Genomic DNA, 26,008 nt, shown 5'->3' with positions numbered 1-26,008 from the left:
CATAAGAATTAGGACTCGCTGAATGTCTAAAACAAAAAGAACTTCTTTAGAAACGGCTAAGATTTTTGGACAATCGAATGTCTAAGATTTTTAGATTTCAATTTGCCTTTTGCGATTTCCTTGCGTTCTCGTTCTTTGAATTTCCTATACCGATAATCCAACTTTTTTTCATCCATCTGGTGTTTATGAGCTACAAGTCGGATTGCTACTGAAAGTGCGCTTTTAGCTTTTTTGCTTTGCATATCCGCGTCAGTGGCATCTATTTCATCGTAAATCTCTTTTGTTTCCTTTTTCACATTGTGCTTCATAAACTTTTCAGCATGATCTTTATATTTTTTGCTGTCTCTTCTTATCTCTTTTATGGTATAATTGCGTTTCTCAAACCTTCTGTAGAGTCTTGCATAGTCCGCAATTATTTCCTTAAAAAACTTCTCATAATCAACTTTAGTTTTCCATAAACGCACCAAAGTGTCTTCTAACTCGTCTTTTAATGCTTCAAAGAATGTGGTATTATCCGCATCTTCTGTCCATCTATAGGTTGAGTCTAAAAACTCCTCTATGTATTTTTTTGCCTTTTTGTGTAGTTCTTCATTTTCCATACTGCGAGAGTATAGAAATAAAGGTTTTTATAGTCAAACCTTGATTTTGGCAAAAAAGAGAGCTACATATACCCAAATTTACTATAACCCAACCGCCTCTTTTGTGCTAAGAATATGAATCCGAAACGCCAACATACTTACTTCTTTAAGCGTTAAATCTTTCACCAACGGATAAAGGACTCTCGCCAATGGTGCAATTGTGGCTATCGTATATGGTTCTCTTGGTTTTACTTCTTTTTTCTTACTCATTTTTGTTCTCCTTGGAAAGGGACTTTCGTTATGGAATGGCTTAATTCTCTAAAACCCGAACACACAGTTGGATTTTTCACTACACTCGGTGCGCTTGTCGGGATTATTGGCGGTGTAATCATTGCTTTGATAAATTCTCATGCTGAATCTAAAAGACACAAATTAGAAATAATAATAAAATCTGCTCTTGATAGTTGGAAATATACTAGCGATATGACTCTGAAGCGTGCAGACAAAGCAAACGCCGGTGCAATAATATATCCTTCTGATTTGTTCATTGTCCGGATGTTAAAAATTTCAAAAATTTTAGATGGAAAAGATAAATCGGCGGAGGAAATACTGGAAATATTAAAAAATGCCGACGCAACAAATAAAACCATTAAGGATTATATGACAAACAAAAGTGAAATTCAGAAGTTGGAAAATAAAAAACCGGATTAATTACTCCCCCTTCTGTTTTTCTTAAATTTATCTTTGCACCAATCCCATAAGTCCGATATTGCATCATTGCATATTTCACGACGCATAAGGTAGTATGTTAACATAAAACCGCAAAATTGAGCTATAGAGTAGTATAAAATGCCTTTTGCAAGCCAAACATTGTATTCTTGAGGAGTCATAATACTACACCCCCCTTCCAAAATGCACCACTACCTAAATTGATAGTCGGTGGTTTATTGGCTATATTCTTAGTATTAATGCAAGTTTGTTGAAACCTATGGTATCTTTTACACAGCAACGAATAGACGAAATCCTTTCCGTTATTAAAACAAAACGCATCGCCATCATTGGTGATGTAATGATTGACCGATATGTGTGGGGTAATGTAAACCGCATCTCCCCGGAAGCACCTGTCCCTATTGTTGAAGTGGAAAGTGAATCGTCGCGCCTTGGCGGTGCCGCTAACGTTGCCAATAACATCACGTCGCTCGGCGCCGAAGCATTTTTGGTCGGGGTGGTCGGCGATGATGCCGGCGGAAGAGAATTTCGCACTGTTTTGCAACAACAGCGGACATCTTCCGACGGGATTGTGACTGATCCGACGAGACCGACAACTACCAAGACCCGCGTGATTGCACATCACCAACATGTTGTTCGGATCGATAGTGAAGAGAAGAAAGATATCGATCGATCCATGCAGGATAAAATATTCGCTATTCTTGAGAAACATATTGATTCAATCGATGGAATTATCATAGAAGATTACAACAAAGGTGTGATTGTAAAGGAATTGATTATCCGGCTCATACAATTGGCAAACACACACAAAAAAATTATTACCATCGATCCAAAATTCAACAATTTTTTTGAATACAAAAATGTTACGGTCTTTAAACCGAACAAAAAAGAGACGGAAGAAGCACTGGGAAAAAAACTTACGACGGACGAAGAGGTAATAACTGCAGGTAGAACACTTTTGGAACGTCTGAACGCTGAGAATGTTTTACTAACCAGAAGTGAAAACGGGATGAACCTATTCGAAAAAAACGGAAGAGTGTCCCATATACCGACACATGCACGCAAGGTTGCTGATGTCTCCGGTGCGGGTGACACGGTCATTGCGACGTTAACAGCTGCTCTTGTCTCCGGAGCATCTATCGCAGAATCAGCCATGTTGTCCAATATTGCCGGCGGTATTGTCTGCGGTGAAGTTGGTATTATTCCGATTGATCCGGCGATCTTACGTTCTACAATTCTTGAAAAACAATTCTAATGGGAAACGTTTACACGCAATCAACATTGGCTGAAACAAGAACCCAATGGAAGAAACAACATCTTACCATTGTGTTCACCAATGGCGTGTTTGATATTCTTCATCGAGGACATATCGAATATTTAACCAAAGCGAAATCGCTTGGTGATCGTTTAATTGTTGGAATGAATTCCGATGCTTCAGTGAAACGAATCAAAGGAGATCTTCGGCCAATAGTGAAGGAAGAGGATAGAGCATTTGTTTTATCTCAATTAGCGTGTGTCGATGCGGTCTGTCTTTTTGACGAAGATACGCCCTACAATATTATATCGCTGCTTTTACCGGACATTCTTGTGAAAGGGGCGGATTATTCCCTCAACGACATCGTTGGGAAAGATATTGTTGAGCGTGCCGGGGGAAAAGTTCAAACAATTGAATTTGTCCCGGATAAATCTACCAGCAATATTGTGGAAACAATCGTGAGCCGCTTTGGTAAGAAATAATTCATGATAAAAAAGCTCTCTAAAATATTTTTGTATTCTTTTCTTGCCGTGATACTTGTGGCGATCGGAACCGCACTGTTCACGCAGACTCCATTGTTTCGCAAAACGCTTCGGTCGACCTTCTATACGTACCTTGCTAGCGAACTCAATGCCGATATTTACATCGGCGAGATCAATGGAAATCTTTTCAGCGGATTTACTGTGGATACAGTCATGATGTATATTGACGGCGCTCCATTCTTAGAGGCGGGAAAACTTAACGTTCAATACAATGCGCTTGATCTTCTCAGAAATAAAATATCCATTGATACGTTAACATTGGAAAATCCTTCAATTAATCTCACTCGGTGGAAGAACGGCGATTGGAATGTTAATCATTTAGCGAAAAACCCATCACTAAAAGATTCCACGGAGTCGACGTTGTTAATCACTGCCCGCCGTGTTCGGATATCCAACGCACGGTTTCACCTTACGGATTCTACGGGAGAATATGACAAATCGATCGTCGATCGGAACGGAAAACCAAGCATTAATTACCACAATATTCTTCTTGAAAAGGTCAATATTGACCTGCGTGGAAAATATTCGGAAAAAGAGATTGATGTTACTGTTACTGATTTCTCGTTTTTATCATTGCAGCAGAATTTCATGCTTGCAAAACTTTCTGCCAATGTTCGGCATACCAAACAACAAACTTCCGTAAAAGATCTTACTATTATTACCCCGGATTCGCGAATCAAAACATCTGTATCGATAGATAATATTGATGCTTTTGCAATCAGTGATTTAATTGATCTTCGCCGAAGTCAGGTATCACTCACCATTTTCCCATCCAATATTCTTTCACGTGATATTCAAGTCTTTCTCCCTTCATTAGATTTTATAGAAGGGAATATAATTTTTGAGGGTGAGATGGAAGGAAATTTTGAAAATGTTTCAGTGAAGCGTCTCAATACAAAGTTTGGTACTTCTTCTATTTCGCTTTCTGGTACCGTATCGAACGTCTACAAACCCGAAGATCTTCGGTTAAATATTGTCTCATCCAATAGCACAATTAATCCTGACGATGTCCCGACATTGATGCCGTATTTTAACATTCCGAATTATAAAAACCTTGGATTGATAACGCTGGATTTTCAATTTGTCGGAAAGCCTCTTGATTTTCTTGCCATTTCCAAGATAAAATCTGCCGCAGGGACTGTAACTGTTGACGGACAAATGGTCATAACGGAAGAAAATATACATTACAAAGGGATTCTTGCCGGAAATGACGTAAATTTTGAAAAAATATTTGCAACGAATGAGCTCACTTCCCGTTTGAATACCAGAATTTTTATTGAAGGAGAAGGAGTTTCACTGGATAAGTTAAATGCAGAAGCAACTATTGAAATAGATTCTTCTTCCTTTAGAAATATTCCATTGAACGCCACCTCCGTTTCAATAAAAGCACATGAGAAGAAATTCAACAGCGATATTGCGCTTCGTTCGCCTGATGGTAATATTACTCTTAAAACTTCGATAGATTTTACCGATCAAAATTTGCCGGAATATGCTCTTTCCGGAATAATCCGCGGATTGAATCTGGCTCCAATATTACAAGACAATTTTTATACGTCAAATATATCCTTTGATATCGATCGGTTCGGAAAAGGTTTATCATTGTTTGATAATTATTCTGACACCAAAATTGATATTCACGAGTCCAATTTCAATGGAATTCCGTTTGACAGCGCCCAGATTATTGTAAAGTGGCTGAAAGATTCAACCAATAACGATATCCTTACCGTCCAATCCCCGCTTGTGGATGGTCAGATAAAGGGAAAATTTACTATCAAGGATATTGTGAATAATGTTCAGACACATCTTGCCGGATTAAATAAGATATATACATATCAACGGGGGATTATTGATTCAACGATTCATCTAGTGTTGGATTCGCTGCCAGACAATTCGTCAATTCCACTCAGAGAAAGTTCTCTTTCCTATGATCTGAATCTGAAGAATTTGAAGCCGATTTCAACATTTTTCAGGTTTCCGGAATTAGATCTTGTGGGAACAGCGAAAGGATCAATTCAGAGCGATACAGTACATTCATCGTCATCCGGAATTATTCAACTCGCTCACGGTAGTTATGCAGACACTTCGGCACATATTGGTGCAACAAATGTCAGTTTAGATTATGCACTAAAAAATATTTCCTTGCCCGAATTGATCTCACCGATCGATCCGTTGAACATGACCGTTCGTTTTAACGGTGATGAACTCACGGTGAATAAAACCTCGTTTCGGCTGATGCAATTGAATTTCGACTTCAACAATCAAAAAGGGAAATATTTTGTTGCAACAGATATTGATACAATGCTTACCGCTGCGGTAGAAGGTGAAATTGAAGTATCGGACTTACTCAATCGGTTCACCATATCGCGATTGAATGCAAAATATCAAGGCTTGGCGATTCAAAATTCCGGTCCATTTATTGCGACCGAAACACGGGACGGTTTTATCATCGACTCTTCAATATTTATTCGCGGGGATGAAGAGTTTTTTATAAAAGGAAAGTATGATTACCGTGGAGCCATTATGGTTGATGCATCCATAACGAACTTTGCATTGTCGGATATCTTTTTTGTGAATACATCACCGGAATTCAGACAGCAGGCGTTTGCTCTTGGCGGTACGATAGATGCTGCAGTAAAAATTACCGGAACGGTTGAAAATCCTATCATACTCTCACAAATGGAGGGGAAGGATATCTCTTACCGCAATAGCAATTTTGGCAATTTGGATGTGGCTCTCAATTATGCGAAGAAAAAAGCAGGAATTAAGATAGAATTAAGCAATGAGCAAAAAATAGACACAGCGACCAGTTTTAATCTTGAAGGAGTAGTTCCCATCGATCTGAGCTTTACCGATGTTGATAATCGAACACGTTTTCAAGGAATGGATATTCGATTGACAGCGGGGAATCTGCCTGTTGAAATGTTCGACATCTTTATTCCTGAGATTGACCGAATGAAAGGGAAAGCGGATGGAATGATCGATATTACCGGTTCATTGAGCGAACCTTTAATGGCGGGATCCTTGCGTGTGCGTGATGGATCATTCCGTTTAGAAATGTCGGGGATTGAATATACTGTAGCGGGAAAGATCGTTTTGGACAGTCAGCGAATGAAGTTTCCTGAATTCAAGATTAGCAATATGAAAAAGGATTATTCCGACGGTGTAGTTTCTGTAGGAGGTTATATTTTGTTAAAGGGATTTGCACCCTCCGAGTATCATTTAACAATGAATGGTGAATTATTGGTGCTGACGGAAAATTCACGAGCAGCAAATCAATCATTTTTTGGAAGTCTCATCACGCGAACAGGGCAGAACGGATTGAAATTCGAAGGGACATTTGAACGTTCCAGAGTAATAGGAGAAGTGTTGGTGCAAGAAGCGTTTATCACATTTCCTCCTACACAGCAATCAGCTTCATTCTCTTCTGCCCGTTTTGACGACGTGGTTTTTGTGGATGATACTTCCCGAAGTATCGTTGACACAACATTGGTGAAAAAAATTCTTCAAATGATTAGTCCCACATTAAAAGCTAAAGATGGTGAGCGAACATTTCTAGACGGGTTCGGTTACGAATTGACGATACAGACTCAAGGAAACGTCAGCGTAAAAATGGTGTTTAATGCTGAAGCTACAGCCTACGAAGAGTTATCTGCCGAACTGAATGGAAAGATGGTGTTGAAAAAAGATGAATCCGGACAACAGCTGACAGGAACAATTAATGTCGGTGAGGGCTCAAACTATAAGTTTTACAAGGAGTTTAAAGCGACAGGAACTCTGACATTTGTCGGGGATGCACAAAATCCTCAATTAAATATTCTTGCAAAATATGAAGGAACACACTGTAAAAAACCCGATCCGGAAACCGGAAATTGCGCTGAAGCTATTGATATTGAAAAAGTAGTTGTATCATTGGAAATTACAGGGAACCGTTTTAATCCTAAATTAAAGATTGGATTGGCAACTGTTGATCAGAATGATCGGGAAATTCCAAGACTTGGTGATGTGGAGAACGACGCGATTGCATTTTTATTGACCTCGTCTTCCGGCGAATCCGGTCGGTTCCGCGAAGAGTTGTCTTTGTATGATCGTAATCGGTTGGGAAATCAATTGACCGAAGCAATCGGCGGAACGTTCATCAACAGCTTACTTTCCGGTGTGGTTATGGACTTCATCAAAGAAAATAATATTCCCTTTGTAAAACGAGTAGAAGTGCGTAATGTGACGTCGGAAACAGACATTAACATCACCGGTGAATTTATGGATGCGGTGATCAATTTCGGCGGCCGCGTTTTTAAGGATGTCAACAATACCAACATCAGCGTTCAGATGCCGGTGCTGGGAAAGCAGAACCGTAATTTCATGTTTGAAGTTGAGAAAAAAACTGAGAACTATGACTATTCAATTCAAGCACGCACAATTCTTGGTGCGCGTCTTTTCTATCGCTTCACTTTTTAACATACCTCATGAAAACCAATCAATTGCGTGACCAGGTCATTGCATATCTTTCCAAACGGACCAAAGAAGGGTTCAAATCGCGTCAGCTTAAAAGATTGTTTCGCATCTCCGAAGAAAGTGAATTTCAAGAGCTTCGCCATATTTTACATACTATGGTGGATAAAGGAGAATTGAAGTGGACGAAACAGCGCGGATATCACATTGCCGCCACGTCGAACAAAATTCAAGGTACAGTGAAAGTTGATAAACGAGGAAACGGCGTCGTTACCACCAATCACGGCGAAGTTTTTATTGATAAAGAATCGTTACATACGGCATTCAATGGAGATGTTGTTGATATTGCGGTATTTGTTTCGAAAAAAAATAAAAAAAATGAGTCTTCGGTAAACACGGGCGAAGTCTTGAATGTGGTTTCACGCGCTCACACACAGTTTGGCGGGACACTGCAGAAAAGCAAAAGCTTCTATTTTGTCCTTCCCGATGACCCGACGGTGAAACGGGATTTTTATATCCCTCCCGAAGATTTAAATGGAGCGGAATCTGGCGATAAAGTGCTCGTAGAACTTGTGGAATGGGATGATCCGTATAAGAATCCCGAAGGCCGGATTATTTCCACCCTTGGTGCTGCGGGCGATCCATTCGTTGAGCTTCGCTCGGTAATACAAGCATATCGATTACCAACATCGTTTCCTAAAGAGGTAGAACATGCAGCAGCAAGCATTCCTGCGGAGATACCTCAAACTGAGATAGATAAACGGCTGGATCTTCGTAAAACAGCAATACTCACTATTGATCCTCACGATGCGAAAGATTTTGACGACGCGCTTTCTATTGAAGTGCTCGAAGGTGGTTCATATCGAATCGGTGTCCATATTGCCGATGTCAGTGCGTATGTGACTGAAGGAAGCGTCCTTGATCAGGAAGCATTTGCGAGAGGAACATCCGTTTATCTTGCCAATCAAGTAATTCCAATGCTTCCGGAAAAACTCTCCAACAACATTTGCAGTCTTGTTCCTCACAAGGATCGTCTAACGTATACCGTGTTCATGAATGTTACGGATAAGGGAAGAGTGCGAAAATACGAGTTTGCTCGAAGTGTCATTAATTCCAAACGAAGATTCACCTATGAAGAAGCGGAAACTATTCTTGATAATAAAAAAGGGGAATATTCAGAAGAGTTGAACCAACTGTGGTCTGCGGCAAAAATTCTCCGGAAAAAACGGATGCATAATGGAAGCATTGATTTTGATTCGCCCGAAGCACGATTTACCTATGACGACAAAGGAAAACCGGTTGACATCTACATTAAAAAAAGATTGAAGAGTCATCAACTGGTAGAAGAATGTATGCTGCTGGCAAACCAGACGGTAGCAGCACATATCGAAACATTACAGAAAAATGGTGAAATACTTCCGTTTGTGTACCGTATCCACGATTTGCCGGATAAAGAAAAACTTCGCACGTTGGAAGAATTTGTCAGAAAGTTTGGACACAAATTAAACGTGTCGCAGTCTTCTTCAACGAAAGATTTGCAGCAGCTTCTTCTTGAGATCAAGGGGACAAAGGAAGAGAATCTTATCAATGAAGTTGCATTAAGAAGCATGGCAAAGGCAGTTTATTCTACGGACAACATTGGCCACTTTGGTTTGGCGTTTGAGCATTATTCCCATTTTACATCACCGATTCGCCGTTATCCTGACTTGCTTGTGCACCGGCTCTTGTGGGATTATACAAACGGAATGAACGAGAAGCGAAAGCAGTCCATGAAAAAGGAACTTCCCGCAATGTGCAAACATTGTTCGGAACGGGAAAAAGCTGCTGCGGAAGCGGAAAGAGATTCCGTAAAAGTAATGCAGGTAGAATATATGCGTCAGCATATCGGCGTAGAATTCGAGGGGATAATTTCCGGTGTAATTCAATATGGAGTTTTTGTTGAGATCAATAACATTCTTGTGGAAGGATTGTTGCATGTGCGGGATCTGGATGATGATTATTATGTTTTTGACGAAAAACAATATGCCCTGATTGGTGAACGAAAAGGGAAACGACTTCGTTTGGGCGACTCTATAACTGTAAAGGTGGCGAAAGTCACTCCAGAGCGTCGACAGATTGATTTTGTCCTTGTTGAAACGGATATTAAAGAAGAGGGAAAAAAGAAAAAAGGGAAACAACGAAGGAATTAAAGATTTTGTTGGACTGTTCTATTTGTAGAAGACACAACGGGGTAGTTATGAAAAAATTATTGATCGTGCTCGCGCTTTGTTCATCATTTCTTCTGGCGCAGGATGGGAGTTTTGGAAAAAATAAAGTCCAATATAAACCATTCAATTGGTCGTTCATTCAAACAAGTCATTTCGATATTTACTTTTATGATGGCGGAGCGTCAATCGCTAATTTCGCAGCCTTTGCTGCCGAATCCGCATACACATCCATCAGCAACACAATGCGGTATCAATTAAACAACCGCATCGCCATCATGGTCTATAATTCACATAACGATTTTCAACAAACAAATGTTGTTGGGGAATATCTTGAAGAAGGGATCGGCGGTGTTACCGAACTGTTTAAAAACCGTGTCGTACTTCCGTTTGAAGGAAATTATCGTCAATTCCGCCATGTGATTCATCACGAATTAGTACATGCTGTAATGAATGACATGTTCTACGGCGGTTCCATCCAATCGATTATATCCAACAATATCCGAATACAACTTCCGATGTGGATTAGCGAAGGATTTGCCGAATATGAGGCTCTGAAATGGGATACGAACTCCGACATGTTCATGCGTGATGCAACAATCAACACATATCTTCCTCCGATTGAATTTTTAGGAGGATATTTCGCCTATCGTGGCGGTCAATCCGTTTTCTATTATATCGCAAACAAATACGGCGATCAAAAAATTGCCGAGGTATTACACCGTATAAAGTCATTGAGAAATGTTGATGCGGGTTTTAAGAGCGCTATTGGCTTAAGTGTGGAAGAACTTTCTGAACGTTGGCATAAAGAACAAAAAGTACTCTACTGGCCTGATGTTGCCAAGCGTGAAGAACCGGAAGATTTTTCAACCCGCATGACGAACCATGTAAAAGAAAATAATTTTTATAACACCAGTCCGGCAATTTCGCCCCAAGGAGACAAACTGGCGTTTATCTCAGACCGTGATGACTATTTTGATGTCTATATAATGTCCACGATTGATAATAAGATCACCAAAGTGGTGGATGGTCAACGGACGAAAAATTTTGAAGAGCTGCATCTACTCACGCCGGGAATGAGCTGGTCCCCCGATGGAAAAAAGATTGCTTTGGCAGCAAAAAGCGGCGAACGGGATGCTATCTATTTGATCGACGTCAATAGCGGTGACGAGGAAAAGATTGAGTTCGATCTTGAAGGAATATTCACCATCGATTGGTCGCACAAAGGGGATAAGATCATTTTTGTCGGAAACACATCGTACCAATCGGATATTTATTCTTATGATCTTTCAACCAAAGAATTGAAAAATCTTACGGACGATCCGTTTTCAGACTCCGATCCGGTATGGTCTCCTGACGGAACAAAGATCTATTTCGTTTCTGATCGAAAAGACAATCTTTCCCGCAATATGCTCCCGGCAAACTTTAAGATGGTCCGGGCAGCATATAAACAATTAGATCTGTATTCACTTGAAGTTTCCAGCGGTACTGTTGTGCGCATTACCAGCGACGAAGGAAGTGATGAAACTTCACCAGTCATTTCACCGGACGGTCAAAAACTATTGTATGTCTCCGACAGAAACGGCAATGGTAATGTGTATGAGCGAAATCTTGTTACACAGCAGGATAGACCGATCACCAATTCCATCACAGGCGTATATCAACTTTCTCTATCAGCGGATGGCAATAAACTTGCTTTTTCTGCTTTGGATCAGGCGGGATTTGATATCTTCCTTTTGAAAACACCGTTTGAGAAAAAACTTGATGTTGCTCAATTGGAACCAACGGAATATATTAAGCGCAAACAACTTTCCGGAAAGCGAAATACCGATTCCTTATCTGCACTCAATGCCGCAGAAGTAAAAAGCGATACAACCAGCGTGTATGGTGAAAACGTTCACATTGATTTTAATCATTATGTTTTTAATGACGAGGCACCCAAACAACAGGAATCAGAAAATATTCCGACGCTGAATACAAAATCACTTTCTATATCTGGGAATATGGATGACGATAGCAATTTTATTGTCAATAAATATAAACTGAACTTTTCCCCCGATATTGTTTATGGAAATGCAGCGTTCAGCACGTTTTACGGAGTGCAAGGTACTACGATGATGGCATTCAGCGATATGTTGGGCGATCATCAAATTTATTTTTTAACGAACCTGCTGCTTGATTTGAAAAATAGTGATTATGTGCTTGCCTATTATTATCTCCCAGCATTTATTGATTATGGTGTTCAAGGATATCATAGTGCGCGCTTCCTGTATCTTGAAGATCAGATTGGAGTAAATTTGTATCGCTTCCGTACGTGGGGAATTTCCGGATCAGCTTCGATGCCGCTAGACCGCTTCAATCGATTTGAGTTTGGTATTTCCTGGATGAATCTGCTCAGGGAAAATCTTGAATATTCCGTCATCCCCAACCAACGCCGAGAATTGCTCATTCCAAGTATTGGATATGTGCACGATAATACGCTGTGGGGTTATACATCACCGAACAATGGCTCACGCTATAATGTGAACGCTATGGTCAGTCCAAAACTCGAAAAGAACTCGCTTGATTTTCAAACATATACGGCTGATTACCGAACCTATTTTAAGTTCTGGAAAACTTATTCCTTTGTGATGAGGTATTCTGGTGGAATAAGCACCGGCAAAAATGCACAACGGTTCTTTATTGGCGGTACGGACGGATGGATCAATCGGGAATTTGAAAACGGCGGAATCCCAATTGTGAATATTGAAGATTTTGCATTCCTTACGCCGGCGCTTCCCATGCGTGGATTTAATTACAATGTAAAGAATGGAACAAAATATGCATTGATGAATTATGAGCTACGGTATCCGTTCATCCAGTATCTGGTGACGGGTGGGCTCCCTATTGCGCTTGGAAATATTACCGGGGCAACATTTCTTGATGTCGGTTCATCATGGACAAAGGAGAAAGCATTCCGTGCTTTTGGAAAAGACTCTCAGGGAAATATCGCGACACAAGATTTGTTGATTGGAACAGGGATGGGAGTGCGAATGTTCTTATTCGGACTGCCGTTGAAGATTGACGTGGCATGGTCTTATAATGGTTCTAGTTTCTCTGTTCCAAAATATTATTTTTCTTTAGGCGGAGATTTCTAGGTCTCAATCATGCCATGACTTTAAGTCATGGCATGATTGAGACCCTTGACTTCGCGTATTTGACCTCAAATAACAATGTTATAACTCATTCCGTGACTTGACGTCATGACAAGAGTTTTTTAACATTGTATTAATGATTTTTGAATACGGTAAATACTACCATCTCTATAACCGTACGAACAATAAAGAAAAACTCTTTCCCCAAGAAGAAAACCATCTCTTTTTTCTCTTAAAATTTCAAACATATCTTTCTCTACATTGTTCGGTGATTGCTTATTGCTTAATGCCGACACATTTTCATTTTCTGATCCGTATCGAATCAAACGATACTTTGCAAATATCGAAATCAATAGGTGTTGTGCTCCGTTCTTACACAAGAGCGATCAATAAACGCTTTGACCGGAATGGAAATCTCTTTCAACAAAACACGAAAGCAAAAGAAATTACGGATGAACGATACTTGTTTATCTTATTGAACTACATCCATCAAAATCCACTACGTGCTAGATTAGTGACCAGATTAGAAGATTGGAAATATTCAAGCTACCGTATGCTGATAGATAGTAGTGCAATGACTGACAGTCATGGAGTTACCGTCGATAAGAAATTTTATGGAGAGTACTTCAAAACGTCCAATGATTTTAAACAATACTCTGAAGAGTTGGTACAATCTGTGCGAAGTGAATATTGGATATGATGTTCTTATTCACGCCATGACGTTAAGTTATGGCGTGAATGAGAAAACATCAGGCTTTCGTCATCTGTTTTTGCCAGTAGAGATAAAACGGAATTCCAGCCGCAACCAAAAATAATCCAACCATCGAATCTGCTGTTTGTTCAACAATCGTATTGTAGACGAACCACGTTGCAACAATAATAAAAACAATAGGAATGACTGGATAAAATGGAACTTTGTATGAACGTACATCATTTGGTTGTTTGCTGCGAAGGATAAACACTGCCGCGCCTCCAAGTGCATAAAAAATCCAACCCGCAAAAATCACATACGTGAAGATCTGATCATACGTGCCGGTCAAACAGAGTATACAGGCCCAGATGCATTGAACAACGAGCGATTTGTTCGGTGTACGGAATTTCGGATGAATTTCACCCATACTTTTAAAGAACATCTTATCTTTTGCCATTGCATAAAAAACACGAGCAGTTGTCATAGATGTTGCATTCACTGTGCCGAATGTTGAGATCATTACCATTGCCGAAATAATTGCACCTCCCCAGCCATAAAAAATTGCATCCATCACATCCGCTGCAACAAGTTTTGATTGTGCTATTTGTCCGATGGGGAGAATATACAGGTAGGCCATATTTGTAGTGACATAGATGAGAATAACGGCAAGCGTTCCAAAGATTAATGCACGCGGAATATTTTTCTGCGGTTCAATGACTTCTCCTGCAAGATAGGTGAGGGAATTCCAACCATCGTATGACCACAACGTAGCAATCATCGCAACTCCGACTGCAGCAAGTAATGAACCGGAAGAAGGCATTCCCCAAAGCGGAAAGAAATTATCAACGTTTCCTTTTCCGGAAGAGAATGCCAGGACGATAATCGCGCCGATGGCTACCACCTTTAAGATGGTGAAAATATTCTGAATCATCCCTCCAAACTGGACGCCGAAATAGTTAATTGTCGTTACCGTGATGATTGCAAGAATCGCAACCATTGTGACACCAATATTTTTTAACGGGAAAATATTTCCAAGCAAAGGAAGTTGCCATGCCTCCAACTCCGGTCCCAAATGCGGAAGGTCGACGAAATAACCGAGGTATTTTGCGAAGGCAACAGCGATAGCAGCAATAGATCCGGTTTGATAAACGATAAACGTAGTCCATCCATATAGAAAAGCAGTCAACTGTCCGAATGTAACCCGGAAAAAGACATATTGGCCACCGGCTTCTGGAATTAAGCTGGCAACTTCTGCATTTGTTAACGCACCGGCAAGCGTCAGCAATCCGGTGAGAATCCACACACCAATCATCAATCCCGGCACATCAACATTTGCTGCAACATTTTGCGGAGTGAGGAATATTCCAGAGCCGATCACCGAGCCGATAACAACCATGATTGCGTTTGTGAGTGTTAAACGGCGGGCAAGAGTATTCTTTTGTGGTTCCGATGACATTCGTTTCTCCTGAATGGGTAATTGATACGATGGGAAATAATTCTCGGAAAAAAATAGTCAATCACACAGCAAGATGCAATGCATAGAAGAATTTAGTTGAAGATCTCCAACTGCGGTGATTGGGGCTTTAACGGTAGTGTTACTGTGAAAATACTTCCGCTGTTCACAGTGCTTTCCACAGAAATCGTTCCACCATGAATATCGGCGATCCATTTAGAAATGGAAAGACCAAGTCCGCTCCCGCCCAGTTCTCTTGTTCGGGCTTTATCCACACGGTAGAAACGATCGAATATTTTTGAAATGTCCTCGGAGGGAATCCCTACGCCCGAATCTTTAATATCAATTCTGGCTTGATATTGTTCCCGAATAAGCGAGATCGCAACGGTTCCGCGTTCCGGCGTATATTTAATGGCATTGTCGACAAGATTCAATAACAATTGACGTATCCGAACAGCATCACCCAATATGAGGGCGTCGTCCAATGTTCCGAGTGTTACTGTAATTTCTTTGTGCTCTGCAAGCATTTCACAATCCTCAAACAATTCCTGAACAATCGACCGGAGCCAAACATCTTCTTTTGTAAAGTTCGTCAATCCGCGATCTGCCTTTGCCAAGGTGAGCAGATTCTCGATAATAGCGGTCATATGCATTGTCTCTTCGAGTGCGCTGGAGAGTACGGTGCGATATTGTTCGGATGAATTCTTTTTTGATCGGAGCGCAAGTTCCAGTTCGCCGCGCATAATTGTTAATGGTGTGCGTAATTCGTGCGATGCATCGCTGGAAAATTGCTGTATCTGTGTGAATGACAGTTGCAGTCGGCTAATCATTTCATTAAATGTTGCAACAAGACGGCCCAGTTCATCATCTACACCAGAAAATTGGATTCGCTGATCGAGATTATGAGCGGTGATTGCCCGTGCTGCTCGTGCAATATCATCCACCGGCTTGAGTGAACGCGTTGCGAGGAACCACCCGCCGCCGACGGAAATTACAACTGCTACCGGTATTAAAAATAAAAAAATCGAAAAAAGATTGCTGAGTACATCATCAATCTCTGAAATAGGATATGCGACATACACTTTCATTGTTCTGTCTTGACTGACAGCAAGCCGGAGCGGTTGTCCCTTGGCGTTCCAAATAGTGACGAGTTTGGTAATATCCTGCGGAACTTCATCGAACGTGATATCTTCCTTCCCCAATCCCGATTTATAGAGGATATCGCCATTTCTATCTTTGATTTGGATGATCTGTTTTTTTGGCGTTAGAAGAGTATGTTCATAGATCTGATTCCAAATGGCGTCAAATTCAACATCCAATGAATCTGTGTTGACGATTTCAATCTCGTCGGACTTTCGAATTTCCTGTGTTGGGGATTTTTTTTCATTTGCTGCTTGTTGTTTGGGTTTGATCCTCTGTTTTTTCACTTTAACTTTACTGGCGCGAGGTTCAATGAAATTTTTTAACCATACCACTTCATTGTATAACGAACGGTCAAGGCTGGAAAGAAGATTCTGTTCTGTGTAATAATAGGAAGCAAGGGCAAATCCCAATAACGTTCCACCCACGATGAGGGAATAATACAACGTCAGTTTGAATCGAATAGACCGGTGAAGATTCTTCATTGTTTTAGGCATGATCTTTCAGAACGTATCCAACGCCGCGGATGGTGTGAAGTAATTTGGTTTGGAATCCACCGTCAATCTTTGTCCGGAGATGGTTGATGTACACATCAATAATGTTTGTACCAGTGTCGAAATTATAATTCCAAATATGTTCGGTGATGGTGCTTCGGTTCAGAGTTTTATTCTTGTTACGGATGAAATACTCCAACAACGAAAATTCTTTTGAGGTCAGGTCGATTAATTTTCCGCTGCGGATAACTTTTCGGGCAACAAGATCCAACGTAAGATCCGCAATGGTTAATGTTGTGGCAGATTTTTCCGCACCTTTTTTCCGACGCAGTAATGAACGAACTCGAGCAAGCAATTCCGTGATAGCAAAAGGTTTTACGAGATAATCATCTGCACCGGTGTCCAGGCCTTTTACGCGGTCTTCAACAGTTCCTTTTGCCGTGAGCATAAGGATGGGTGTCTCTATCTGTTCTTTACGTAACGCATCCAACACCTGTATCCCATCTTTTTTGGGGAGCATAATATCTAAAATAATCAAGTCGTACGGCTGCTTTTTGGCAAGTTGTTCACCTTTGTCACCGTCGAATGCATCGTCAACCGAATACTTATCCTCTTCCAATCCTTTGCGGATCAGTGCAGAAATTTTTTTTTCATCCTCAACAATGAGAATTTTTGCTTTTTGTTCTTTCATAGGATTGTTCCAACAATGTTCTGATTATTTTGCACGAAGTTCGTTTGCTTTAATAGTTTTTGACCAACGCAATGCACCAGTAAGATCATAGCATTCCATCGTAACAGCGCGATCTTTTCCATGTCCGGTAAAGCGCAACATACCAAAATTATGTGCATCGTTTACTAATGTTCCTTCAACGCGGGATGAACTTTTTAATTCTTTTTCACTTATCTCACTATTCATTCCTGATGTTAATGCCGAACTTGTGAAATCATAGAGAGGATAGAAGGTGCTATCGTTATGGACTACAAGTTCAGTAAGATGACGGTCCCCGCTGAGGAACATAACGCCTGAAATATTATTTTTTTTGATAAAGGAAACCATCTCTTGATATTCGCTTGTAAACTGAGTCATTGCTTCATAATAATTACCGTTGGCATTTAATACCTGATTTCCATTCACAACGAATTTAAATGGTGCCGAGCTGTTTGTTAAACAATCCTTTAACCATTGCAATTGTTCAGTGCCAAACATTGTCTTTTTATTGTCGTCCGGTGCATCATTTGGAGAACGATGGTACCGATCATCGAGTAAAAAGAATTCAACGTCACCCCACAGAAATCTTCCGAACACTCCTTTGGTTTCATCCGTTCCATATGTTTGATTTGCCCAAAAGAGTTTGAATACATCAAGAGAAACGTCTTTCAATCTGTTTGTTCTATCCGCATTATTTGGTCCAAAATCATGATCGTCCCATGTTGCATAATTATGTGTGCTTCCCAAGAGTGCCTGCATTTCAGGAATTTCACGAGTATGGGTGTAACGATGAATGATTCCCGACCGAGAATCCCAATCCACTTCACGAAGATACGTATTGTCCCCGCCCCAAATAAAAAGGTCTGGGCTCTTTGATGCAATGGTATTAAAAATCCCATAGTCGCTTCCGTATGGTTTTCCAGGGCGGTCAACTTCTGGTTCGTTCACATAAGCACATGATCCAAAGGCAACCGAAAAATCGGGTGGGTCCGTCCGCCACTGCCATAACGGTTGCGTTTGGAATCGTAAGGGATAATTTCGTTTAACGACTTTTCCGTCAATCATCAGTTCAAACTCAAATTTTTTCCCCGGCTGTAATCCTGCAATTGCTGTTTTTGCAATGAAGGAATTCTCTTCCAATGCTTTTACCGGCACACTTTTCATTTTTAATTTTGGATTGGCAGATTCCCAATATTGATATTGAACTGTCGACGGTTTTATTGTTTGCACCCATAACATGATCTCCGTCATTTGACCATAGCCGACCATTGGACCGGAACGCAGCGGTGACAACTGGCTATAGAGGGAGAATGTGAATAATATTGAGATCAATAGAATAGAGCAGACGCGCTTCAAAGTGGATCCTTTCTTTTCATTATGGTAAATAAAAGTACCCCATTAGAAACAAGGAAGCAAGCATTCTTGTCGCTAAAAAATTGTAAATCCTTAAGTATTTTTCATTTTCCAGCACACATTCCACCTTGGATATAGGCCAACAATTTTTTATTTTCTAAGCATATGAAACAGATCTCATTTTTTATTTTTCTATTCTTTTCGATCATCCACTGGTCTTGTGGTGTTGTCAACACAGTAGCAGTTAACGCAACAACCAATATTGTTGATTATGGTCTCGAAGCGATCTTTGAAGAATCCGATCTTGATTTTGCAGAGAAAGCAATTCCAGGCAACTTGACGTTATTGGAGGCGTTATATCGTGCGAAAGATAAAGATGATGATCACCTGGCATTCCTGCTGACGGAAGGATATACAGGATATACTCTTGGTTTTGTGGAAGATGTGGATGTTGAACGCGCCAAAATTTTGTATGCTCGAGCGCGTGATTACGGTTTACGGTCGTTAAAAAAGAACAAACAGTTTGCACAAGCATTCGAACAAGATCAAACAGCATTTAAAAAAAGTCTGGAACAATTCAGCAAAGAAGACGTTCCGATGATTTTTTGGACGGCAAATGCATGGGGAAATCTGATCAACGTCAGTATTTCCGATCCGTCGGTGCTCGGCGATCTTCCCAAAGTGAATGCGATGATGGAATTTGTTTTGAAGAACGATGAAACCTATTTTTACGGAAGCGCCCATCTCTATTTTGCCGCGATTCTTGCAACAACTCCCAAGAACCTGGGCGGAAAACCAGACAGCGCACGATACCATTTTGAAAAATGTTTTGAGATTGGGAACAATAAATTTATCCTCCCGCATCTGTATATGGCAAAAAGTTATTGCGTGCAGATGCAGGATAAAGCACTGTTTGAAAAATTGCTGAGAACGATCGATGAAACTTCGCTTGATGAACTGCCGCAACAACGCCTGGTGAATGCCATCGCAAAACGAAAAGCAAAAAAGCTTGCTGAACGTATCGACGAGCTGTTCTTCTAATGTATAATCACCCAACGATTTCCCGAGCTTCAATATGAAAAAACTCTTTTTGATCATTTGCGTTATTGTATTAACCACAATTGGTTATGCGCAAGAATATGTTATTAAATTCGCCACGCTGGCACCGGAAGGAAGCACTTGGATCAACATCATGAAAGAATATGATGCTGCCGTGAAAAAAGAAAGCGGCGGCAAACTTGGATTTCGTATTTATCCCGGCGGAGTTGCCGGAGATGAAAAGGATGTGATGCGGAAGATCCGTCTTGGTCAATTAAACAGCGCAGGGATTACCGGATTCGGCATTGGTGAGATTGCAAAATCTGCCCGGGTGCTTGATGCGCCATTCTTGTTTAAGAATCATGCAGAAGTCGACTATATTGTGTCACAATTCGACGCGGAGTTCGATAAAGAATTTTCAAACGGCGGATTTGTTCTTCTTGGCTGGGCAGAGGTCGGTTCAGTCTATATCATTTCTAAATCACCCGTTTCCAAGATCAGTGATCTTCATAATATTAAAATGTGGGAATGGGAAGGTGATCCCGTAGCCGATGCAACATTTAAGACTATTGGTATCAATCCGATACAGCTTTCCATTACCGATGTTGTCACTTCTCTTCAGACCGGATTAATCACCGGTGCATATGCGTCACCGTTAGCGATTGTTTCGTTGCAATGGAATTCCGCTACCAGTCATTTAATGGATTATCCGCTCACGAATGCTTCTGGTGCAGTAGTAATATCCAAACGTGATTTTGATAAGATTCCGGCAGATTTACAACAGATCCTGGTAAAGCATGGGAAAGCATTCATGCGTAAACTGACGGAACAGAGCCGAAAAGACAATATTAAATCATTGGAAACGCTGAAAAAGAATAAGATGACATTCAATAAACCGGATGCCAATGAATTAAAATCGTATGATGAGATTGGCAGCAAAGCGCGCCGTTCACTTGTCGGAAGGTTGTATTCCGAAGATCTGTTGAATCGTGTTGAAAAAGCTCTCTCAGATTTTAGAGCAAAAAAATAAATAGTGTGCTTATGTTATTCACTCTTACGATAGTATGAAACCAATACTTCTCATAGATAAATGGCTTGAAAAAATTTCCGGCTGGTTGCTCGTCAGTTTGCTCGGAGTTATGATTGTTATGGCATTTGGCCAAGTGATTCTGAGAAATTTTTTTGAATCGAGCATTGAGTGGGGAGATATTTTCCTTCGCCACCTTGTGTTGTGGGTTGGATATTTCGGTGCCGTTATTGCTACCGGTGAGGGGAGACATTTGCGGATTGAATTTGTAAGCAAAATGGTGCCAGAAAAACCACGGAAGGTATTTTTTGTGATCACCAGCATTTTTGCAGGGATCATCTGTTATTTATTGATGCAGGCATCGATTTCGTTCGTTCAACTCGAAATGGAATCGCAATCAACTCTTATTCTTGACCTTCCTAGTTGGTATTTTATTATTATTATTCCGATTGGTTATGCGATGCTGTCGTTTCGCTTTGTTGTCCGCGCGTTGAATTGGAGTGTTGAAATGATCAAAGGGAATTGGAATACTGAGGAGGCGAAGCACTAATGTCGATCATTCTCATCATTCTCGGACTTATTCTTCTCGTTCTTATCGGTACGCCCCTCTTCACAATCATCGGTGCCATCTCCATGTATGGATTTTCCCAAGAGGGGATTGATACTGCTGCGGTCATCATTGAATTGTACCGTCTTGCCGGTCAACCGGTTCTGCTTGCCATTCCTTTATTTACAGTAGCCGGATATTTTCTTGCCGAAAGCAAAGCTCCTCTGCGCATTGTTGCGCTGGCACAGGCGCTCATCGGGTGGATGCCGGGCGGTCTTGCAATTGTTGTGTTGATCAGCTGCGCGGTTTTTACGGCATTTACAGGCGGTTCGGGCGTAACGATTGTGGCGCTTGGTGGATTGGTCTTTCCTATTCTGATCTCGGAAAAGTATTCTGAAAAATTTGCACTCGGTCTTGTCACAACGTCCGGCAGTTTGGGACTTTTGTTCCCGCCATCATTGCCGATTATTCTTTACGGAACATTCGCCGAGGTCTCCGTTGACGCATTGTTCAAAGCGGGGATTGTTCCAGGCGTCATTCTGATGTTGGTGGTTGCAATCTACAGCATTCAGCAGGGAAGCAAATCGCATGTGCCTCGCCATCCGTTTGATGCCAAAAAAGCGTGGAAGGCAATTAGAGGAATAGCGTGGGAGATACCGCTCCCATTCTTCATCATTTTTGGTATTTACGGCGGATTGTTCACGGCAACGGAAGCGGCGGCTGTGACGGCGTTCTATGTGTTTGTTGTTGAAGTGTTCATTTATAAGGATCTGAAGTTTTTCACCGATGTTCCTCGCGTCATGAAAGAAAGTATGGTCTTGGTCGGTGCCATCATTATGATTCTTGGCTGTGCGATGGGATTAACGAATTATCTGATCGATCAACAGGTTCCGCAAAAACTATTTGAATATATCAGTCAGGTTGTCACCAGCAAAATATTCTTTCTGCTGATCCTGAATGTTTTTCTCCTCATTATCGGAATGATGATGGAGATTTTTTCTGCCATCGTTGTTGTTCCACTTATTGTTCCCGTAGCACGACAATATGGTATCGATCCGATCCATCTTGGGATTATCTTTCTGGCAAATCTTGAGATCGCCTATCTTATGCCGCCGATAGGACTGAATCTCTTTATGGCAAGCTTCCGTTTTAAACGGTCAATCGGACAAGTAGCGATTGCAACACTTCCATTTATTTTTGTTCTTTTCATTGCCCTGATTTTAATAACATACGTTCCGGAATTGAGTTTGTGGCTGGTGCAATAGTCACCTCACCAATCAATAATACGTTTTAACTTGAAGGCATTTCACTCAGGAATGCCTTCGTTGTTTTGATGATTCCCTTCTCTTATACATCAACGGAAATTTGAAAATTATCTTTGTGCCTCTCTCACATTGTGGCTATATTTACTCTATATGTCAAAACAATCGTCAAAATATGTCTGTCAATCTTGCGGTTACGTTTCAGCCCGTTGGACTGGTAAATGCCCAAATTGCAATGAATGGAACACATTTGTTGAAGAAGCTCCGACTCCGTTAAAACTTGTCCGCAAAAGCGGGGGCATCGCATCTAAAATTGCACCAGTTCCTCTTCATGAGGTGGATAGCATTGCAGACGTCCGTTTTGTTTCAGGTATGGCGGAGTTCGATCGTGTGCTTGGAGGAGGAATTGTTACCGGCAGCGTCATTCTTCTTGGCGGTGATCCAGGAATCGGAAAATCGACTTTGATGATGCAGGTTGCACTTCATTTGAAAGATAAAGTAGTTCTCTACATTACCGGGGAAGAATCTCCTAAACAAGTAAAACTTCGAGCAGAACGGTTGGGAAAAGCCACAAACAATTTTCAACTTCTTGCTGAAACGAATCTTGAGACAATCATCGATGTGATTGAACGGGCTTTGCCGGATTTGGTGATTGTTGATTCAATCCAGACATTATTTAATCCCAATCTAGAAAGTGCTCCCGGAAGTGTTGGTCAGGTGCGCGAATCAACAGGAATGCTGACGCGAATAGCAAAAGCGAAGAATATCCCAATTATTCTGATTGGGCATGTGACGAAAGAAGGTGCAATTGCCGGTCCGCGGGTGATTGAACATATGGTGGATGCCGTTCTGCAATTTGAAGGGGAGAAGCATTACGCTTATAGAATATTGAGAGGAATAAAAAATCGTTTCGGGTCAACGAATGAGATTGGCATCTTTGAGATGCATGATACCGGTTTGCGGGAAGTATTGAATCCCTCGGAAATATTTCTTTCTGAGAGAAGTTATGGATCAAGCGGTGCGGCCATCGTCGCAAGTCTGGAAGGAACGCGACCGATCTTAATTGAAGTACAAGCGCTGGTTTCCACAAGTAATTATGGTATGCCTCAACGAACGTCGACAGGATTTGATCTGAGGCGTTTGCAGATGTTATTGGCAGTGTTGGATAAACGAGTGGGAATCAATACTGGTGCGCATGATGTGTTTGTTAATGTTGCGGGAGGAATTCGAATTGACGAACCGGCAGCCGATCTGGGAATAGCTACTGCGATTGTATCGTCGCTCCGTGACATTCCTGTTGATTCGCAGACCGTTGCTATTGGAGAAATTGGATTAGGAGGAGAAATTCGGACCATTGCGCATTGTGACAAACGTGTTCAAGAATCGGCAAAACTTGGATTCAAAACAATCATTGTTCCGACAACGAATGCAAAGAAAATGAAATCGTCAAAAGATATTTCCATCATTGGGGTGGAGACAATTCAAGAAGCGATTAAACAGTTGGTCGGATAATAATACTATTCAGCAGGAAAAACGTATGAACGCAGAATTTATGTGGGAAGCTATTCGGCTTTCAATTCAAAATATTCGCGATGGAATCGGCGGACCGTTTGCGTGTGTGATTGTGAAAGATGGAAAAATCGTTGCACGGGGAACAAATAGTGTTACGTCTACAAATGATCCGACGGCGCACGCAGAGATTGTTGCTATCCGCAATGCATGTAAAGAATTAAAGACGTTCCAACTGACCGGGTGTGAAATCTACACGTCATGCGAACCGTGTCCAATGTGTCTCGGTGCCATCTATTGGGCGAGGCCAGATAAAATTTACTTTGCGAATGGAAGAGGCGATGCGGCAAAGATCGGTTTTGATGATGAATTCCTCTATGAAGAACTTCCCAAAAAAATCTCCAATCGAAAAATTCCAACCGCACAATTAATGCGCGAGGAAGCGCTTGCCGCATTTCGGGAATGGGAGCAAAAGCACGATAAAATCCAATATTAACTACTACGATCTCTTTCCAAGGAAAACAGTGTGAAAAAGATTCTTCTAGCAACAAATAATCTCCATAAAGTTGAAGAGATCAAACATTTTTTTGCGTCGCTTCCCTTAGAAGTCCATTCACTCATTGATATTCCCAACGGTCCAAAGACAATTGAGGATGAATCGACGCTTGAAGGGAACGCATTGAAGAAAGCTCGCGAGGCTTTTGAAGTGACAGGAATGCTTTCGCTTGCCGACGATACCGGATTGGAAGTTTTTTATCTTGCCATGAAACCGGGAGTTTATTCTGCCCGTTATGCGGGGGAGAATGCAACGTATAAGGATAATTGCGACAAATTACGCCGAGCGATGACAGGTGTTGCACCGCGCAGACGAAAAGCCCAATTCCGCACTGTTATTGCAATCGTCGGTAAGGGAATTCAACGAACGGTGGAAGGAAATGTTGAAGGGATCATCATTGAAGAACCGCGCGGCGATCAGGGATTTGGTTATGATCCGCTCTTTATGCCAAAAGGATTTTCCAGAACGTATGCTGAGATGAGCATTGAAGAAAAAAATAAACTCAGTCATCGTGCACGCGCTTTGGAAAAAGCAGTAGAGGTGCTAAAACAAATTTAAGGAAGACCCTATAGGTTTTCAACACCTCACAGGTCTTTTAGACCTGCGAGGTATTTTCGACAGACTTGACAATTACTCCAACGTTACAGCCGTACCGCTCGCACTGACCATCAGCATTGTACCATTCCCGACAGTTTCATAATCCAGATCAACACCAATAATAGCATTGGCTCCAAGTGAACGGGCCTGTTGCTGCATTTCATCCAGCGCAATATCTTTTGCATGGCGTAACTCTTCCTCATACGCAGCTGAACGCCCGCCGACAATATCGCGGATCCCGGCAAACAAATCCTTGAAGATATTCGCACCAAGAATCGCTTCGCCGCTGACCAATCCATAATATTTAAGAGCTTTTCTCCCTTCAACCGTGTTTGTTGTGGTAAGTAACATTGTTCCTCCAATGGTTAATGTGGTATCTTCTGATGGAAAAAGTATTGAACCTCTTCTTATATTGTTAGGTGTAGTGAAAATACTCTTACTATAACATAAAAGCAGCAAATAAATTCCTTAGAACCACACAGATAACTTCAAAATAATCCCGATAAAATAATCAGGAAAGGACAGCATGCCATACGTTAATGTTAAAATAACAAAAGACGGAGTGACCGTTTCTCAGAAAGCCCAGGTGGTGAAAGAGATTACTGAAACCCTGCAGCGTGTTTTAGGAAAGAAGCCTGAACATATTCATATCGTTATCGATGAAGTAGAGACTGATAATTGGGGATTCGCAGGGAAGTTGACAACAGAACTGCGAAAGAAAGGGACATAGAAAAGGAAATC

Annotated in this window: 22 protein-coding genes; 15 read left to right on the top strand and 7 right to left on the bottom strand. The window is 41.2% G+C overall.

What is annotated here, in order from left to right:
- Positions 1–56 precede the first annotated feature (56 nt).
- Entirely contained in the window at positions 57–599 is a 543-nt protein-coding gene (locus WDA22_15720) for a hypothetical protein (protein ID MFA5834924.1), read from the bottom strand.
- A gap of 81 nt (positions 600–680) precedes the next feature.
- Positions 681–848: a hypothetical protein gene (locus WDA22_15715; protein ID MFA5834923.1), complete on the bottom strand. Its 168-nt coding sequence runs from the start codon at positions 846–848 to the stop codon at positions 681–683.
- Positions 849–878: 30 nt separating this feature from the next.
- Between WDA22_15715 and WDA22_15710 the strand changes: the two genes are divergently transcribed.
- The 7 genes from WDA22_15710 (at position 879) to WDA22_15680 (ending at position 13,591) form a co-directional block, all read left to right on the top strand.
- Complete coding sequence (locus WDA22_15710; GenBank protein ID MFA5834922.1) at positions 879–1,289, top strand: hypothetical protein; 411 nt, start codon at positions 879–881, stop codon at positions 1,287–1,289.
- Positions 1,290–1,566: 277 nt separating this feature from the next.
- A complete protein-coding gene (rfaE1, locus tag WDA22_15705; GenBank protein MFA5834921.1) occupies positions 1,567–2,562 on the top strand; it encodes a D-glycero-beta-D-manno-heptose-7-phosphate kinase in 996 nt (331 codons plus the stop codon).
- A complete protein-coding gene (gene rfaE2 / locus WDA22_15700; protein MFA5834920.1) occupies positions 2,562–3,044 on the top strand; it encodes a D-glycero-beta-D-manno-heptose 1-phosphate adenylyltransferase in 483 nt (160 codons plus the stop codon). The genes rfaE1 and rfaE2 overlap by 1 nt, the downstream gene beginning before the upstream one ends.
- A gap of 3 nt (positions 3,045–3,047) precedes the next feature.
- Positions 3,048–7,559: a hypothetical protein gene (locus tag WDA22_15695; protein ID MFA5834919.1), complete on the top strand. Its 4,512-nt coding sequence runs from the start codon at positions 3,048–3,050 to the stop codon at positions 7,557–7,559.
- Positions 7,560–7,567: 8 nt separating this feature from the next.
- Positions 7,568–9,742, top strand: coding sequence for a ribonuclease R (rnr, locus tag WDA22_15690; GenBank protein ID MFA5834918.1), 2,175 nt, complete (start codon positions 7,568–7,570; stop codon positions 9,740–9,742).
- Positions 9,743–9,789: 47 nt separating this feature from the next.
- Positions 9,790–12,894, top strand: coding sequence for a biopolymer transporter Tol (locus tag WDA22_15685; GenBank protein MFA5834917.1), 3,105 nt, complete (start codon positions 9,790–9,792; stop codon positions 12,892–12,894).
- A 133-nt stretch (positions 12,895–13,027) separates the two neighbouring features.
- Positions 13,028–13,591 (top strand): transposase, encoded by a 564-nt coding sequence (locus tag WDA22_15680; GenBank protein ID MFA5834916.1) that lies wholly within the window; start codon positions 13,028–13,030, stop codon positions 13,589–13,591.
- 49 nt (positions 13,592–13,640) lie between these two features.
- Here WDA22_15680 and WDA22_15675 read toward each other — a convergent pair whose 3' ends face one another.
- The 4 genes from WDA22_15675 to WDA22_15660 all read right to left on the bottom strand — a co-directional run bounded on the left by WDA22_15675 (position 13,641) and on the right by WDA22_15660 (position 18,734).
- Positions 13,641–15,038 (bottom strand): amino acid permease, encoded by a 1,398-nt coding sequence (locus WDA22_15675; GenBank protein MFA5834915.1) that lies wholly within the window; start codon positions 15,036–15,038, stop codon positions 13,641–13,643.
- Positions 15,039–15,130: 92 nt separating this feature from the next.
- A complete protein-coding gene (locus WDA22_15670; protein ID MFA5834914.1) occupies positions 15,131–16,660 on the bottom strand; it encodes an ATP-binding protein in 1,530 nt (509 codons plus the stop codon).
- Positions 16,661–16,664: 4 nt separating this feature from the next.
- A complete protein-coding gene (locus WDA22_15665) occupies positions 16,665–17,360 on the bottom strand; it encodes a response regulator (protein MFA5834913.1) in 696 nt (231 codons plus the stop codon).
- Positions 17,361–17,384: 24 nt separating this feature from the next.
- Entirely contained in the window at positions 17,385–18,734 is a 1,350-nt protein-coding gene (locus tag WDA22_15660; protein MFA5834912.1) for an alkaline phosphatase D family protein, read from the bottom strand.
- A 162-nt stretch (positions 18,735–18,896) separates the two neighbouring features.
- Here WDA22_15660 and WDA22_15655 point away from each other — a divergent pair, with 162 nt between their 5' ends.
- The 7 genes from WDA22_15655 (at position 18,897) to rdgB (ending at position 25,228) form a co-directional block, all read left to right on the top strand.
- Positions 18,897–19,772 carry a TRAP transporter TatT component family protein gene (locus tag WDA22_15655; protein MFA5834911.1) on the top strand — a complete coding sequence of 292 codons (876 nt, stop codon included), beginning with the start codon at positions 18,897–18,899 and terminating at the stop codon, positions 19,770–19,772.
- 34 nt (positions 19,773–19,806) lie between these two features.
- The gene (dctP, locus tag WDA22_15650) at positions 19,807–20,799 is read left to right on the top strand and encodes a TRAP transporter substrate-binding protein DctP (protein MFA5834910.1); all 993 of its coding nucleotides are present in this window, start codon (positions 19,807–19,809) and stop codon (positions 20,797–20,799) included.
- 34 nt (positions 20,800–20,833) lie between these two features.
- Positions 20,834–21,346, top strand: coding sequence for a TRAP transporter small permease (locus WDA22_15645; GenBank protein ID MFA5834909.1), 513 nt, complete (start codon positions 20,834–20,836; stop codon positions 21,344–21,346).
- Complete coding sequence (locus tag WDA22_15640) at positions 21,346–22,608, top strand: TRAP transporter large permease subunit (GenBank protein MFA5834908.1); 1,263 nt, start codon at positions 21,346–21,348, stop codon at positions 22,606–22,608. The genes WDA22_15645 and WDA22_15640 overlap by 1 nt, the downstream gene beginning before the upstream one ends.
- Before the next feature lie 150 nt (positions 22,609–22,758).
- Positions 22,759–24,117 carry a DNA repair protein RadA gene (gene radA / locus WDA22_15635; GenBank protein ID MFA5834907.1) on the top strand — a complete coding sequence of 453 codons (1,359 nt, stop codon included), beginning with the start codon at positions 22,759–22,761 and terminating at the stop codon, positions 24,115–24,117.
- Between the two features lie 25 nt (positions 24,118–24,142).
- Positions 24,143–24,610: a nucleoside deaminase gene (locus WDA22_15630; GenBank protein MFA5834906.1), complete on the top strand. Its 468-nt coding sequence runs from the start codon at positions 24,143–24,145 to the stop codon at positions 24,608–24,610.
- Positions 24,611–24,640: 30 nt separating this feature from the next.
- Positions 24,641–25,228, top strand: coding sequence for an RdgB/HAM1 family non-canonical purine NTP pyrophosphatase (gene rdgB / locus WDA22_15625; GenBank protein ID MFA5834905.1), 588 nt, complete (start codon positions 24,641–24,643; stop codon positions 25,226–25,228).
- Positions 25,229–25,300: 72 nt separating this feature from the next.
- On the opposite strand, the gene WDA22_15620 is transcribed toward rdgB, so the two are convergent.
- Entirely contained in the window at positions 25,301–25,618 is a 318-nt protein-coding gene (locus WDA22_15620) for a heavy metal-binding domain-containing protein (protein MFA5834904.1), read from the bottom strand.
- Positions 25,619–25,793: 175 nt separating this feature from the next.
- Here WDA22_15620 and WDA22_15615 point away from each other — a divergent pair, with 175 nt between their 5' ends.
- The gene (locus WDA22_15615; GenBank protein MFA5834903.1) at positions 25,794–25,997 is read left to right on the top strand and encodes a 4-oxalocrotonate tautomerase family protein; all 204 of its coding nucleotides are present in this window, start codon (positions 25,794–25,796) and stop codon (positions 25,995–25,997) included.
- Positions 25,998–26,008: the final 11 nt, after the last annotated feature.

Source organism: Bacteroidota bacterium, assembly GCA_041658205.1.
Classification (GTDB): domain Bacteria; phylum Bacteroidota; class Ignavibacteria; order UBA10030; family UBA8401; genus UBA8401.
This window is presented reverse-complemented; position numbering and strand designations above follow the sequence as displayed.